Origin of the sequence: Cytobacillus sp. FSL R7-0696 (assembly GCF_038006865.1) — a bacterium.
GTDB classification, from domain to species: Bacteria; Bacillota; Bacilli; order Bacillales; family Cytobacillaceae; genus Cytobacillus; species Cytobacillus kochii.
The window spans coordinates 2,128,834-2,143,585 of record NZ_JBBOWA010000001.1 but is presented as its reverse complement, the minus strand read 5'-3'; the positions used below and the strand labels follow the sequence as shown (position 1 = coordinate 2,143,585).

Annotated in this window: 16 protein-coding genes; 9 read left to right on the top strand and 7 right to left on the bottom strand. The window is 37.0% G+C overall.

Annotated features, from left to right (window positions below; genetic code table 11):
- Positions 1-4: 4 nt before the first annotated feature.
- Positions 5-1,381: an MATE family efflux transporter gene (locus tag MKX29_RS11070; RefSeq protein ID WP_341105510.1), complete on the bottom strand. Its 1,377-nt coding sequence runs from the start codon at positions 1,379-1,381 to the stop codon at positions 5-7.
- Positions 1,382-1,684: 303 nt separating this feature from the next.
- Between MKX29_RS11070 and MKX29_RS11065 the strand changes: the two genes are divergently transcribed.
- Entirely contained in the window at positions 1,685-2,668 is a 984-nt protein-coding gene (locus MKX29_RS11065) for a nuclease-related domain-containing protein (RefSeq protein ID WP_341105508.1), read from the top strand.
- A gap of 957 nt (positions 2,669-3,625) precedes the next feature.
- Here MKX29_RS11065 and trhO read toward each other — a convergent pair.
- Positions 3,626-4,576, bottom strand: a complete 951-nt coding sequence (gene trhO, locus MKX29_RS11060; RefSeq protein ID WP_224936709.1) for an oxygen-dependent tRNA uridine(34) hydroxylase TrhO — start codon at positions 4,574-4,576, stop codon at positions 3,626-3,628.
- A 286-nt stretch (positions 4,577-4,862) separates the two neighbouring features.
- Here trhO and MKX29_RS11055 point away from each other — a divergent pair, with 286 nt between their 5' ends.
- The gene (locus MKX29_RS11055) at positions 4,863-5,750 is read left to right on the top strand and encodes a helix-turn-helix domain-containing protein (protein WP_224936710.1); all 888 of its coding nucleotides are present in this window, start codon (positions 4,863-4,865) and stop codon (positions 5,748-5,750) included.
- 44 nt (positions 5,751-5,794) lie between these two features.
- Positions 5,795-6,019: a hypothetical protein gene (locus MKX29_RS11050; RefSeq protein WP_095371652.1), complete on the top strand. Its 225-nt coding sequence runs from the start codon at positions 5,795-5,797 to the stop codon at positions 6,017-6,019.
- A gap of 47 nt (positions 6,020-6,066) precedes the next feature.
- On the opposite strand, the gene MKX29_RS11045 is transcribed toward MKX29_RS11050, so the two are convergent.
- Positions 6,067-6,216, bottom strand: a complete 150-nt coding sequence (locus MKX29_RS11045) for a hypothetical protein (RefSeq protein ID WP_281203165.1) — start codon at positions 6,214-6,216, stop codon at positions 6,067-6,069.
- Positions 6,217-6,598: 382 nt separating this feature from the next.
- On the opposite strand from MKX29_RS11045, the gene MKX29_RS11040 reads away from it, so the two are divergent.
- Together MKX29_RS11040 and MKX29_RS11035 are read left to right on the top strand one after the other, a co-directional pair.
- Entirely contained in the window at positions 6,599-7,645 is a 1,047-nt protein-coding gene (locus tag MKX29_RS11040; protein ID WP_281203164.1) for a C40 family peptidase, read from the top strand.
- 91 nt (positions 7,646-7,736) lie between these two features.
- Positions 7,737-8,048, top strand: a complete 312-nt coding sequence (locus tag MKX29_RS11035) for a hypothetical protein (protein ID WP_281203163.1) — start codon at positions 7,737-7,739, stop codon at positions 8,046-8,048.
- On the opposite strand, the gene MKX29_RS11030 is transcribed toward MKX29_RS11035, so the two are convergent.
- Positions 8,045-8,875: an alpha/beta fold hydrolase gene (locus tag MKX29_RS11030; protein ID WP_341105503.1), complete on the bottom strand. Its 831-nt coding sequence runs from the start codon at positions 8,873-8,875 to the stop codon at positions 8,045-8,047. The genes MKX29_RS11035 and MKX29_RS11030 overlap by 4 nt on opposite strands.
- A 20-nt stretch (positions 8,876-8,895) precedes the next feature.
- Entirely contained in the window at positions 8,896-9,102 is a 207-nt protein-coding gene (locus MKX29_RS11025) for a hypothetical protein (protein WP_281203161.1), read from the bottom strand.
- A gap of 83 nt (positions 9,103-9,185) precedes the next feature.
- On the opposite strand from MKX29_RS11025, the gene MKX29_RS11020 reads away from it, so the two are divergent.
- Positions 9,186-9,530 (top strand): hypothetical protein, encoded by a 345-nt coding sequence (locus MKX29_RS11020; RefSeq protein WP_281203160.1) that lies wholly within the window; start codon positions 9,186-9,188, stop codon positions 9,528-9,530.
- Positions 9,531-9,540: 10 nt separating this feature from the next.
- On the opposite strand, the gene dnaN is transcribed toward MKX29_RS11020, so the two are convergent.
- Together dnaN and MKX29_RS11010 are read right to left on the bottom strand one after the other, a co-directional pair.
- On the bottom strand, positions 9,541-10,647 hold the full coding sequence (dnaN, locus tag MKX29_RS11015; RefSeq protein ID WP_281203159.1) for a DNA polymerase III subunit beta: 1,107 nt from the start codon (positions 10,645-10,647) through the stop codon (positions 9,541-9,543).
- 454 nt (positions 10,648-11,101) lie between these two features.
- The gene (locus tag MKX29_RS11010) at positions 11,102-11,734 is read right to left on the bottom strand and encodes an NAD(P)-dependent oxidoreductase (RefSeq protein ID WP_341105499.1); all 633 of its coding nucleotides are present in this window, start codon (positions 11,732-11,734) and stop codon (positions 11,102-11,104) included.
- Between the two features lie 154 nt (positions 11,735-11,888).
- Between MKX29_RS11010 and MKX29_RS11005 the strand changes: the two genes are divergently transcribed.
- From MKX29_RS11005 to MKX29_RS10995, 3 genes are all read left to right on the top strand, one after another.
- Positions 11,889-12,308 carry an Rrf2 family transcriptional regulator gene (locus MKX29_RS11005; protein WP_251162284.1) on the top strand — a complete coding sequence of 140 codons (420 nt, stop codon included), beginning with the start codon at positions 11,889-11,891 and terminating at the stop codon, positions 12,306-12,308.
- 110 nt (positions 12,309-12,418) lie between these two features.
- Entirely contained in the window at positions 12,419-13,999 is a 1,581-nt protein-coding gene (locus MKX29_RS11000) for a sensor histidine kinase (RefSeq protein WP_341105496.1), read from the top strand.
- A gap of 2 nt (positions 14,000-14,001) precedes the next feature.
- Entirely contained in the window at positions 14,002-14,700 is a 699-nt protein-coding gene (locus MKX29_RS10995) for a response regulator (protein WP_341058027.1), read from the top strand.
- Positions 14,701-14,752 lie beyond the last annotated feature (52 nt).

Genomic DNA, 14,752 nt, shown 5'->3' with positions numbered 1-14,752 from the left:
GCCTTTATGACAGCTCGGATATACCTACTTGTTTTTCCTTTTCCTTATGATGAATGCTTTTCAAACGAATGTAGAAACCGATTGCCGCTGCAGTTAGCCCTACGGAAATACCAATCCAAAAACCGTATGCCTCAAGCTCTGTAAAGGCAGCTAAACTATAGCCAACTGGAATACCAATCACCCAATAGGAAATAAAAGCAATGATAAATGGTATTTTCACATCTTTATAGCCTCGTAAGACACCTTGTAATCCCGCTTGAGCAGCATCTGAAATCTGATAAAAAATAGCAATCACAAAAAAGTTAGCCGCAAGTAAAATCACTTGTGGATCATTCGAATAGATGGCGGCAATTTGTTCTTTGAAGAACAACAAGAAGATAGAAGCAACGCCCATAAATGCCATTCCACCTACAACCCCAAGCAAACTATATTTTTTCGCGTTATCTAAGCGTCTGCCCCCAACAGAGTACCCGATCATGATTGTCATCGCCATTGATAGACTAAGAGGGATCATAAATAATAAGGAAGTGAAACTAAACGCCACTTGGTTGGCTGCTACTGTAATCGTTGAAAACATCATACCAACTAAAAGGGTCACAACCGCAAAAATACTAGATTCAAAGAAAATTGTTAATCCTATTGGGATTCCAATGGATAATTGTTCTCTCCATGCTTTTATTGATGGTTTAAACCAAACTTTCCCAATTTTGTAGTTTCTAATTTTTTCGATTTTAAAACTGATCAATATACTAATGATTAGAATGAACCAATACGTAAAGCCCGTTGTATAACCTGCACCAATTCCGCCGAGCCTTGGAAAACCAAAGTGACCAAACACTAAGCAGTAGTTCAAGAATATATTTACTGGTACCGCTAATATGGTAATGATCATCGTGATTTGTGTGAATCCTTGTGCATCAAAGAAGTTCCTTAGCACATTGTATAAAAATAACGGCACAATCCCGATTGATAAGCCAAGTAAATAATGAAAAGCAATATATTCAACATTTGGAGCCAAGCTCATTAAACTTAAAATCGGCTCCAAGAAAAAAATACCGATTAAAAGTATAATAACAGCAATAATAGCAGCTAAGTATAACGCTTGTGTCACACTATAGGATATTTTCTCCTTTTTGCCTTGTCCTAGTAAATGCGACACAATTGGGGTTACAGCAAGCATAATCCCATTGATCCCTGTAAATACCGGCATCCATATGTTGGACCCAATTGCCACTCCAGCCAAATCATCCGTTCCAACGCGGCCAGACATCATCGTATCCGTTAAATTCATTGCATATAGCCCTATTTGCGTCACCATAATCGGCCATAGCACTTGCAAAAATAGCTTAATTTTCTCATTCCACGTTTCTGCATGATACATTTTTTATTCTATCTCCTGTTTCGTCTGATTTTAGCGATGATTTATTTTAGCACTGGAATGATGTTGTTTCAATCGAACATCAGAAGTGGATTATAACATATCACTAGATGGAGCCCACCTTGCATAGAGAATAAGATCCCCTTTGTCCCTGCTAGAATAACCGTTATCACTGCCCCGCAGTATTAGACCAATTCACAAATCGGTAACCACGTACTGGTCCTGGTGGATTTAAAATAATTGGCAGTTCTGAGGCTGTATACGTTTGCATGTCCTTTTATAACATATGAAGGACTGGACTTACTGATGAAAAGGAATGACAGTGGCATTCTTATCGGTTATAATTTTGGAAAAGAAAGGATGATGTTTTTGACTGTTTATAAACCACTCGAAGCTTCGACTACTCTTCGTTTTTATCGTGCAATCCACACTCGCACCGAATTACCTCCAGAATCTGCGTACTATCTTCAATCTTTACAAAAGGGCTATAATGGTGAGAAGAATTGGGCCACCTATTTGAATGAACTCCCGGAGAACATCCCGATTCTATACGACCTTCAATTTGAAGTGAACCAATCTACTATTCAAATTGATGCCCTCTGTATTCTCCAAAACAAACTAGTACTTTTTGAAGTAAAAAACTTCCAAGGGAATTTTTCAGTAGATGGAGATAAGTGGTATAGCCCCTCTCACAAAGAAATGAAGAATCCCCTCAACCAGATCAAACGTGCCGAACCCATATTCCATCAATTCTTAAAAAAGCACCAACTTAACATACCGTTTGACTATTACCTTATTTTCGTCCACCCTACCTTTATCCTCTATGGTGCTTCTCATCAAGAACAACTCATTCTTCCAGGGCAAATCCCTGAATTCTTGGATGGTCTCAAACAACAAACCTTTTCACCCCAATGGATGCACACAAACATTATTGATACCTTACTAACTAATCACAAAAACGGTATCCATTTGTTCCATAAACCTCAATATCACTTTGATCAGATGGAGAAGGGGCTATTTTGCGGGGTTTGTGGAGAAAAAATGAACAGGACACATAAAATGATTTTCTCCTGCTCGGGATGTCATCACCCAACCTCGGTGAACAATATTGTTCTGTGTAATATTCAGGATTATATGACTCTATTTCCGGAACGCAAGGTAACTACGGCAAGTATTTTTGAATGGGTTGGTGGGGAGGTTAGTGCAAATGCCATAAAGAAAATCCTTTATAATAACTTTGAGAGAACAGGAAAAGGTAAATCTACCCACTATATAAAAACAGATAAATAACTCATTCATATTGAAGTAAAATTCAGCTCATAAAATAGGTAAAATTGATAATGTGTAGCCTTTTAAACTCATCTTGTTGATCTTTAGCACTTTTATGTTCGTTATTCGGATTTACTAACACATCTCACTGATTTTCAGCTTCAGTATGTTCGTTTTTTCGTTTTACCAACACACCTCATTGGTTTCCAGCTTCAGTATGTTCGTTTTTCCGTTTTACCAACACATCTCACTGAGTTCCACCTCCAGTATGTTCGTTTTTCCGTTTTACCAACACATCTCATTGGTTTCCAGCATCAGTATGTTCGTTTTTCCGTTTTACCAACACATCTCACTGGTTTCCAGCTTCAGTATGTTCGTTTTTCCGTTTTACCAACACATCTCACTGGTTTCCAGCATCAGTATGTTCGTTTTTCCGTTTTACCAACACATCTCACTGGTTTCCAGCTTCAGTATGTTCGTTTTTCCGTTTTACCAACACATTTCACTGGTTTCCAGCTTCAGTATGTTCGTTTTTCCGTTTTACCAACACATCTCACTGGTATCCAGCATCAGTATGTTCGTTTTTCCGTTTTACCAACACATCTCACTGGTTTGCACCTCCAGTATGTTCGTTTTTCCGTTTTACCAACACATCTCACTGGTTTGCACCTCCAGTATGTTCGTTTTTCCGTTTTACCAACACATCTCACTGAGTTTTATCTATCATGTACAGTATTAATTGCCTACTAATGGCCAATTGTGATCCTATTTTCATGATACTAATACGTTCGGATACTCTACGAACATAAATACTCAGCATAAAAAACTTTTCCGTACAAGGCTAGTACGTCCTCGAAGACTATCATACCCACCTCTCCACACAAAATGGGTTGATTGCATCTTTCAAACATTCATCTAGTAAGACCAAATCACACCAAAAAACCCCCACAGACCAAAGCCTGCGGGGGTTTCCACTAATTATGATAATACTGCTAATCTTTCTTTAACTTCTTCTTCAGTTAACCCGTGCTCTGCAATGTAGCGGTTGCGTGGGTGTGAACGGCATTCTTCGGAACAGCTACGTAAATGTTTGTGTTCATTTTCCTCAGAACAAAGGATTTTTTTGTTACATTCTGGGTTGGCACAGTTGACGTAACGTTCACATGGCTCACCAGAATAGTAATCCTTCCCTACAACTACATGTTCTTTGCGGTTGACGGGTACTGCGATTCTTTCATCGAATACATATAATTGGCCATCCCATAGATCGCCTTGGACTTCGGGATCTTTTCCGTAAGTGACGATACCGCCATTCAGTTGACCTACATCTTTAAAGCCTTCTTGAAGTAACCAGCCAGAGAATTTTTCACAACGAATACCACCAGTACAATAAGTGACAATTTTCTTCTCGCCTAACAATTCTTTATTATCTCTTACCCATTGAGGGAGGTCGCGGAAGTTTGTAATATCTGGGCGAATGGCACCACGGAAGTGACCTAGGTCATATTCATAATCATTTCTTGCGTCTAAAACAACTGTATTTTCATCATTTAAGCTCTCGTAGAATTCTTTCGCGCTTAAATGTTTACCTGTTAATTGATTTGGATTGATATCGTCTTCTAATCGAAGAGTAACTAGCTCTGGACGATAACGTACTTTCATTTTTGGAAACGCATGTTCATCTACTTCATCGATTTTGAAAATCATATCAGCAAAACGTGGGTCTGCTTTCATATGCTCGATGTAGCGGTCTGTTTGTTCTACAGTACCTGAACAAGTCCCATTAATTCCTTCATCTGCAATCAAAATACGGCCTTTTAATCCTAGTTCGTTACAAAATGCTTTGTGTTCAATCGCGAACTCTTCTCCGTTTTCAATTGGTACGTACATGTAGTATAACAATACGCGATAGTTATTCTTTTCTTCCATTTTCTTCACCTATTCTTTTTATATTTGCAAGATATAATGGTTCAATAGGTTTTTTACACCATTTTCTTACTGACAGTATTATAACAAAAAAACGCTAGGAAATAATGTCGATTTATTGACCTTTTTTTGGTATTCTTACCCGACTAACAGTTTATCCACCGCAATATAATTTCATACTTAATGAAAAAAATCGAAAAAATACTTAATTTTACCTATATCTGAACATTTAAAATTATTGATAAATATACAAAATTTACTTATTATAAAAGGAAAAGGAGGTATGTTTATGAGCCTTGCACCAGTAAGTTTTGGAGAAATTCTCAGCGATCTTCGGCAATTTAAAAAACTATCAATTGAGGATTTAGCAGAAGGAATTTGTTCGTCAGAAGAAATCATCGAATATGAAAAAGGCAAGAAGTATCCAACATTAGATCAGTTATATGAATTGGCTGAACGGTTGAATGTAGAAGTCAGCCATTTCATTGACTATGCATCATCAAGTACCTTCAATTATGTTACGGCTGTTTTTTTATTAATTAAGAAGTATAAGCGCGAACGCGATTATCAAGCGATTTATGGGATTATTGAACAAGAGAGAGACAATCCTTTATTTAAGCAGCGGATTTCTATGCAATTTATGCTTTGGCATGAGGGGATTTGTGAGTATTATTTACACCAAAATGAGGATGATGCGGTAAAACTCCTTTATCAGGCAATCGATTTAACGAACCCTGATAGAAGTAGACTGACAGAGAACGAAATTGAAATTCTTACGAGCTTAGCGATTATTAAGCTTGAAGAAAAGGACTTCATATTTGCCTCTAATATGTTTGAGGATGCGTTAGATAATTTGGATTCGCTTCCGCATATACTGGATCCGAAAGTGAAATTGCGGATTTTGTATGGGCTATCACAAACATTAGCAGCAATGAATAATTATGAGGACTCGTTGAAATATAGTAATTTAGGGATTAATTATTGCATTAATAATGAGATTCTCTATTTATTTGGGGAATTTTACTTCCAATCGGGCGAAAGTTACATCAAAATTGGTGAGATAGATATAGGTACGGAGTATATTAATCGGGCAAAATCTATCTTTTTACTACAAAATGATGAAAAATTTGCCAAATTAGTAGGGATAGAGCTAGATAAATTATTAGAAAAGTGTTAATATTTGTATTGTAAGATATTTCTATATTGAAAGGAGAAAGAGAAATGAAAAAATTCGTTTCTGCATCAGTTGTTGCACTTTCAATGGTTGCTTTCGGAGGATTTGTTGGAGCTGAACCACTACCGACCCAACATGGCGCTGAACCACTTCCTACTCAGCACGGTGCTGAGCCGCTTCCAACTCAACACGGATCTTCACCACTACCAACTCAACATGGCGCTGAACCGCTGCCGACTCAACATGGTGCACCACTACCTACCCAACATTAATAAGGTTTGAGCAAAAGCACTTTCCCGCCAGAAGGTGCTTTTTCTTGTTAAAAGGAACGCCTCGGGCTTAGTAAGTGTTTAAGGTCCACTGCCAATTGTTCGACATATTTCTCTACATCTACATCCCCTTGACTCATTCCATTTTCGTGCGCCTTCAATAATAATTCTAGTAGATTAATAGGGTTTTCTGCATCCAAACCAAACTATCCTCCTAGTATTTCTTAGGAATATTATACTAAAATTCCCAATATGAATCAATATAAAATTGTCAAAAAATTTCCGTTTTTGTAAATAGACTTATATAAAATTATTTACATATATCCTTCCACCTAATTTGCCCCCATTTTTCAACATCATTTGACATATGTCTGCCCATTCGATGATAGTCGACATTTTTCTTCGACAAGAACTTTAGCATAAGCTGTCACATTATGTCATATGTTCCAAGAACCAAGTCGAAAGTCCTCGAAATTAATGTTTTTTCATCTTATTTTGTAAAAGGTTGTAAAAAATATAATTCTATAGACGATATTATGATAGAATTGACGAAATCTTGGAGTAAAGGAGAGATTACTAGACGTGAAAAAACATATGGTGTCGATGGCCACGATTGCTGTCGTTTCCTCTGCTTTTGCCGCTCAAGCGTCCGCTGACTCAACTCATACTGTAAAACAAGGAGATACATTATGGGATATAGCTAAGAAATACAATACATCTGTTTCTCAGCTAAAAAAATGGAATGATTTAAACTCAGACTTCTTACAAATTAACCAAAAGCTCATTATTTCTAGTGAAAACTCAGCACCTGCAAAAGAGAATAGTTCTTCTAATCAGTCTAGTTCAGGTACATATAAAGTGGTGTCAGGAGATACTTTATCTAAGATTGCACGCCAACATAATATGACTGTCAAAGCTTTAGTAGATCTCAATAATTTAAAAGGCGATCTCATTTTCCCAGGACAAGCACTTAAAGTGAATGGTTCATCCTCAAGTAATTCTGGAAATGCTTCTTCCAAACCATCAAGCGGTTCAAATGGAAGTAGCGGGAATTCCAATTCCAAGAAGGATACATATGTTATTCAGCCTGGAGACACACTAAGTGGCATCGCTAAAAAGACAAACACAACTGTTAGCAATTTAAAAAAGTGGAATCAGTTAAGTTCAGATTTAATTTTTGCCGGAAAAAAATTATATGTAACGAGTAATAATGCTGGTAAGGATACAGAGACGAAGCCGTCTAATCCAACAAATGACAATATCTCAGGAAATGCCGCTGCCATAATTAATGAGGCTAAGAAGCACTTAAATACGCGCTATGTTTGGGGCGGATCAACACCAAGTGGGTTTGATTGTAGTGGATTTATCTATTACGTACTGAAGCAAACAGGAACAAACATTGCGAGAACAAACGCCGAGGGTTATTTTAGCCGTTCGTATTATGTAAACGACCCTGTACCGGGTGATATTGTTTTCTTTGAGGGTACTTATAAAAAAGGAATCTCTCACTTAGGGTTTTATATCGGAAATAATCAATTCATCCATGCTTCATCAAGTGGTGTTATGATTACCAGCTTAGATAACCCTTATTGGAGCAAACATTTTGATAGTTTCAAGCGACTTTATTAAACAAGTTTATCTTTACCGTTAATGGTAAATAAATAAAAGGGGGGTCCATGTCAATTCACCCCCTTTCAATTTCTAAAAGAGGTGAATCGAATTGAGTATCTTTATGTTTATTAGCATCATGACATTGATATTGCTTTTACTTAGTTTTCTACTGATCTTTTCAAAGCTCTATCGAAAAACAGCTACACGATTAAGTCTATTGATTTTACTTTTCGGTGCCGTCTCTTTTCCTCTGTTTTCTGTGATGTACCAAGTGCGAACAACGAATTATCTAATTGATTTTTCAACAATCGGAACCGTCTTTTTTCTTACTTGGACTTTAGTTGTCATTACACTTCTTGGAGGTATTTTCTTTCGTTTCCGTGTGAATATTTCCGAAGAAAGTGAGATGTACCGTCATTAATTCAAAGCTTGATCGATCACTTTCTGGAATAAGTCTTTCTCCTCCAAAAATGGATAATGATTGCTTTCTTCAAAAATAAATAGCTGTGATTGGGGTATTTCTTGGTGGATTTCCTTCGAATACTCAACCGGGCACTGGACATCATAACGTCCACAACAAATGCTCGTCGGTATGTTGATATGCTTTAATTTCCTTGTTATATCAAAAAGAACCGTCTCTCTACTGAAAAAATTCAACCTCGCCCCTGACATACCCTTACATATGTTGCCCGTAAAATATTGGGTATATTTTTCGGGTTCAAATAGAGAAAGCTGGATACGTTTCTTTTTTAACTGTTCTTTATCTATTGCCGTTATATTTGGCTGAGTCAATGCAAATTGATACTGTTGCATTTCAGCAAATTTGGGATGTTTTTCATTATAGATGCATGCTGAGGACTCTGTGTAGTCTCTTGCTGCTGAACCCACGATAACAAGTGATTCCAACGAAGACTGATGAAGCAGCGCATAAAGAAGGCCAATCATTCCACCTGTTGAATGACCGGCATAAATCCATTTTTCATACCCTAATGCTACTCTTATTGCCTCTATATCTAATACGCTATCTACCATACTATATTCATACGGCTCATGTGCTTGCTCTGATTCTCCCACCCCGCGTAAATTTATTAACGTTACGCAAAAACGTTCAGAGAATGTATGAGCAAAATAGTCTCCTGTTTCATTAAAGACGGCATAAAGTTGCGCAACGCATAAAGGCTTTCCAACTCCCTTTTGAAAGATTTCAAACGCACCTCTTTGGGTTTGGAGCATTTTTCTTTTCCACATCCTTCTCCACCATCCCTACTTTAATGATACTTGCAAGATACTTTTGAAAATACACCGTTCTTCTCAATCGTCAATGATCGGTCACCTGACTCCTCATAACAGCGCTCAATAATCTGTTCATTTTCGACATGTTGGTTATATATTTTGAGCATAATAACCATCGCAGCACCCATGATAAACACACTTCCTAATAATAATATAAGTAATTTCACCTTGTCTTTTTGCATTTTCATCCCTCCTTACTCAAGCACATAATTAAATAACAAACTGAGCAAACTAAAGTATTCTTTTTATATAGGGAGCTCAACATATGATATTCTTAGCGATTCTATTGATGGTTTGTGGATTATTTATTATCAATGGCATTTATGCCTATCAAACGAAGCACATTGATGCCTTTTTTCTTTCTACACTTTGGTATTATATTAAACTTGTTCCTTTATTTATTGCTGCCAGTTTAATGATTGGCTATGGTGTAAAGTTTTTAAGCAAACATGTCGATAACCTCTCTTTTTCCCTCATCGCCTCTAAAGGGATTGAGATTCTTGTTAGTCTAATCATTGGCTATCTCTTTTTTAAAGAAACACCTACTCTTCGGACAGGGTTCGGAATTGTAGTGATATTGGTTGGTTTTTGGTTATTAAAAGGTAAATGAACATGATTTCTTAAAAAGATCGCACTTGCGATATCAGATGTTGGAAATGAGAACCCTTCACTGGTTCAAATAAAACGGGCTTCATCGTTCCACTGTATGTACAGCAAATATATTTATCATCTATTACGCGCAAATAATCTAATAAAAAGTGATTATCAAGAAATACTTCTACATCACCTTTCCCTGATAACTCTTCAATTGGTTGCCATTCTTCAATCATACCTATTTGTTTGGCGTTGGAAGATATCCGCAGTCTCCCATTTTGTATTTGTAATTTAATATGATGATTCTTCTTAGCATCCGAAAAGAGTGCTGCTCGCTCAATTCCTTGTAGAAAGGTTTCAGTATGGATTTGAAAAGAACTGACCTTTTGCTTTGGAATAAAATCACTTGTGGCCGGATATCGTCCTTCTATAAGTCTTATATAAAAATGACAATGTTTACTTTTTAAAGCTAGATGGTTTTTAGAAAGCGATAATGCAACCTCTTCCTCTGTATGTAAGCTAAGTTTCGACCATTCAAGTAGACTTTCACTTGGAACAATCATTTCTGTTTCTAACTGTGAAGTTATCGCCAATGAACTAATAGAATAACGATGAGCATCTGTACTTATGAAAGTGAGCTCGCCATGACGAGCAACGATTTTAACACCAGTTAAGACCGGACGATTGTCATGAACAGCAGCAGCAAACACTGTTTGCCGGATGAGCGCATGAAGTTCTGCTGCATTCAATGAAAGGACCCCTTCTGCTGGCACATCAGGAATATTTAGTGTCTTTACGTCTATTAAAGCGAAAATTCTCGTATGAATATCTTCTGATTGAATGTTAATCGTACTGTGCTCACTCAAGTAAATATGTATATTGGCTGGTAACTTCTTAATAATATCAGAAAAGTATTTGGCAGAAATAATAACTGAGCCTGTGCGTTTAATGATGAGCCCTTCTTCTGTTTCGGAGGGTATATTTATTACCATAAGCACATCTTCATTTCCAGCAATGAATGTGACTTGATGATTGCTTACAATTATTTTCATAGGAGATTGACTATTTTTTAACACCTTACTAATATTTTTTAGTATGCGCTGCAACGTAGACTTACAAATGGTTAATTCCATGTTATTCTTTCCTCACTTTATCGCTATGTCTAGGCTATACATTCGGTAGAAACATGTCGAATCCTGCCAGTAAGTACTAATTTTTATCGCCAGAACAGGGAAATCATAATGAAAGATACTTGCCCATTTACAATAACAACAACAGGGTTTTGAAGGTGCGGGATTGTGAGTATGTGATGAGTTTTCGCTATTGAGATGGGCTGGATTTATTTATATACGTACAACTAGTGACTTGCGCGCAAGCTCCTCTACTTTCACGTCCGTTTGTTGGAAAATCAATTTAAACACCTAGGAAAAGAGGATAAGCTCCATACACACCTTACAACTTGAATTTACATTTCACGACTAACCTGGGCTATTTTGTTTCTTCTCCTCTCTTGTGTTCGCATCTTCATTTGCTCATAAAAAATACCCCATCTATATAGAAGGGGTAAATTCATTGTTCTCGATTCCTTTATGCTCTGTCGCCAACAACAGCAATGCGTTCATTTAAATGTTTGCCTTGTTCAGCTTCATCAAGGACAGCGATAGCAAAGTCTGCATAGCTTATATAACTATCTCCTTGATTGTTGAAGAATAGTTTGTCTTTACCTTTTTGATAGCTTCCGCTTCGTTTTCCTTCTGCGTCGAAGAAAGCACCTGGGCTAATATATGTCCAGTTGACGTTTTGGCTGTTTTGAAGTTGCGCTAAATCTTTCCCCATTTGTGTAGCAGTTGGCAGGTAAGATTTAGGAAAATCTGCTGTTTCATATAAACGAGTTTCTTCATCTATATATAGACTGCCTGCACCACCCACAACAATTAGCCTAGATTGCTGACCTTTTAGCGCATCAATCAGTACTTTGCCTGCTTCCACATGTTGTTCCTCTTGACCTTGAGGTGATTTAAAAGCATTCACAATGATATCGTATTTTTTTACGTCATTAGCTTGTATATCGAAAATGTTTTTTTCTATCACTTCTACTTGGCTATTACTTATTTTTTCTGCATTTCTAACGATTGCCGTTACTTCATGCTCTCTGGCTACTGCTTCATCCAAAATGAATTGACCTGCTTTTCCACTTGCCCCAATAATGCCTATTTTCATAATAAAGATACCTCCTTGTTGTAATTAAGTTGATTACATGTAATCATTATAGTTACAGGTATCTTTTTTGTCAATTCTCACCTTTTTCCTTTTCTTGTGATTGCGGTATAATAATATTCACTATGATTCTTCCTTTTAAAGAAAGGTGATAAACATGACCATAAGCAGTCGATTTGCTGTGGGAATTCATATATTAACATTACTTGAATTGAATAAAGAGATTAATACCTCTGAAACAATAGCAGGCAGTGTTAATACAAATCCAGCCGTCATTCGCAAAATTATCGGGATGCTGAAGAAAGCCGATCTCGTTGAAGTCCACCCTGGGAAAGCTGGGGCTAAACTTAAAAAGGGCTTAGCAGACATTACTCTACTTGACGTCTATCAAGCCGTTGAAGTCGTTTCGGAAAATGAATTATTCAGTCTCCATGACCACCCGAACCCTGATTGTTTTGTAGGGAGAAATATTCAACAAACGATAGAACCTATTTTTATCTCAGCACAGCTTGCCATGGAAAAGGTTCTTTTAAATGTGACGCTTGAAGATGTTGTAAGGGAAATTGATAATAAATAGAAGGCGCCCCGAGGTCCATTTTCGGGCGCTTTCTATTTGTTAAAGGAACGACTATCTCGTGTTATAATATCATTATTTTCACTATTACAAATTTACTAGGGGCGGAGCAAATGAAGTGGAGAAACTTTGGCTTAAAGAGAAAAATGATTGTTTTAATTAGCTTACTCATTTTGCTTGTATTTTTGATTTTTACTATTTATTTATTTCGCTACCTCTCCGATATGGTAGAAGAACAAACTGGACAAAAAGCGTTAAGCTTAGCACATACAGTTGCCAATATACCTGAAATTCAGGATGCCTTTGAGCTAAGTAATCCCGCTTCTACTATTCAGACAATCGTTACACCTATTCAAGAGGCATCAGGAGCTGAGTTTATTGTTGTTGGCAATAGAGAGGGCATTAGATATTCTCACCCTAACCCTGATTTTATTGGGAAGAAAATGGTTGGCGGCGATAATAAACGGGCGATTTTGAACGGTGAATCTTATCAATCTAAAAAAGAGGGAACATTGGGATTATCTATTCGGGGGAAAGTACCGATTAAAAAGGATGGGGAAATCGTTGGTGTCGTTTCCGTTGGTTTTCTTAACGGAAATATTCAGGAAATTATTCAAGATAAAAGCAAACCACTATTCGTTGCACTCCTATTAGCGATTTTATTAGGTATGGCTGGGGCCGCTTTAATTACTAACTATATAAAAAGAATATTATTTCATATGGAGCCGGAGCAGATCTCTCAATTATATTATCAAAATAAGGCGATTCTACAGTCCACACATGAAGGAATGATCGCTGTTGATCATTTAGGACACATCACTGCCGTTAATAAGAATGCGAGAGAGATCATCGGGACAGATGCCGAAGAGAGCGAATTTATAGGGCGCGAGATTCGCGCATTACTGCCAGTTCCTCAGCAGATAACAGGACTTATTCGTGATCAAGAATTAATATTAGGTGAGACGATTATTCTCCTAAACGGAGTCTCCCTTCAAGGAGAACAGCCTGGGGCCGTTTATACCTTTAGGAAAAAAACAGAGTTAGCAGGCGTAGTCAAAGAATTGAGTCGAATTAAACAATATGCTCATGCACAAAGGGCATTTACCCATGAATTTTCTAACAAAATGCATATCATTCTTGGACTATTACAAAATAATGAAACGCAAAAAGCGATGTCCTTTATTCGTAAAGAAAATCATTCGCAAATGACCCGTTTAAATTTTTTAACGAAAAGGATTGCTGATCCCCTATTGCAAGCATTATTACAAGGTAAGTACAATCAGGCAAATGAGTGGGGCATCGAGATGACTATCCATGAAGAGAGTAGAATGATGATATCATTTTCGCTAGAAAGACAGAATGCTATTTTAACAGCACTAGGGAATATTATTGAAAATGCCTTAGAAGCTGTAAGAGGCCAAAAAAATGGCGTGCGCGAAGTAAGTATTTATTTTACAGATATCGGAAATGATTGTGTTTTCGAGGTTCAAGATTCAGGTACTGGCATTGAAGACAAGTTGCTGGAGAAAATCTTTGATCAAGGATTTACGATGAAAGAAGGCGACTATCGTGGGGTAGGCTTAGCTATTTCTAAAAAAATGATTAACGACGTAGACGGCGAGATTCTTGTAGAAAGTGGGGAAAATAGTGGAACGAGTTTTATCATTATTTTACCAAAGAAGGGAGAAGAGTAAGGATGGAAAAATACCACGTATTCATCATTGAAGATGATTTCCGAGTAGCAGATATTAACAAAAGTTATATTGAGCAAAATCATCAATTCTCCGTTAAAGAGGTTGCTCGAAGCGCTGCGGATGCACTACTTTATTTAGAAAAGAATGCTCATGAAATTGATGTTATTTTTCTAGATATATATATTCCTGATGTGGAGGGTATGTCATTACTTTGGAAAATACGTTCGCTTTATCCATCCATTGATATCATTATTATTAGTGCTGAGAAACAAGCCCACTCTGTTAGAATCGCATTAAGAGCAGGGGTATTTGATTATGTAGTGAAACCCGTTAGTATGGATCGACTCCTCCAAAGTTTAAATCGCTATGAACGTTTTAGACAACTATGGACAGATGAGCAATTAGATCAAGAACAAGTGGATGAACTAACAAACGTATTTCATATTCATCCTACCCCTGTGGAAGAAGAGCAATTACTCCCAAAGGGCATTGATGCAATTACGCTAGAAAAGATTTTACACTTGTTTGAAGGGTTAGTAGAAGAAGGTTTAACAGCAGTTGAATTAAGTGAGCAAACTGGTATAAGTCGCTCAACCTCTCGTAGATATTTAGAATATCTCGTATCTATGAATCGGGTAGAGACGAGACTCATTTACGGTAGTGTCGGTCGACCACAAAGAAAGTACGTGATCTGTTCATGAAACTTATGAACAAAATAGATAAGAAAGAATAATATTCAGATTATGAACAAAA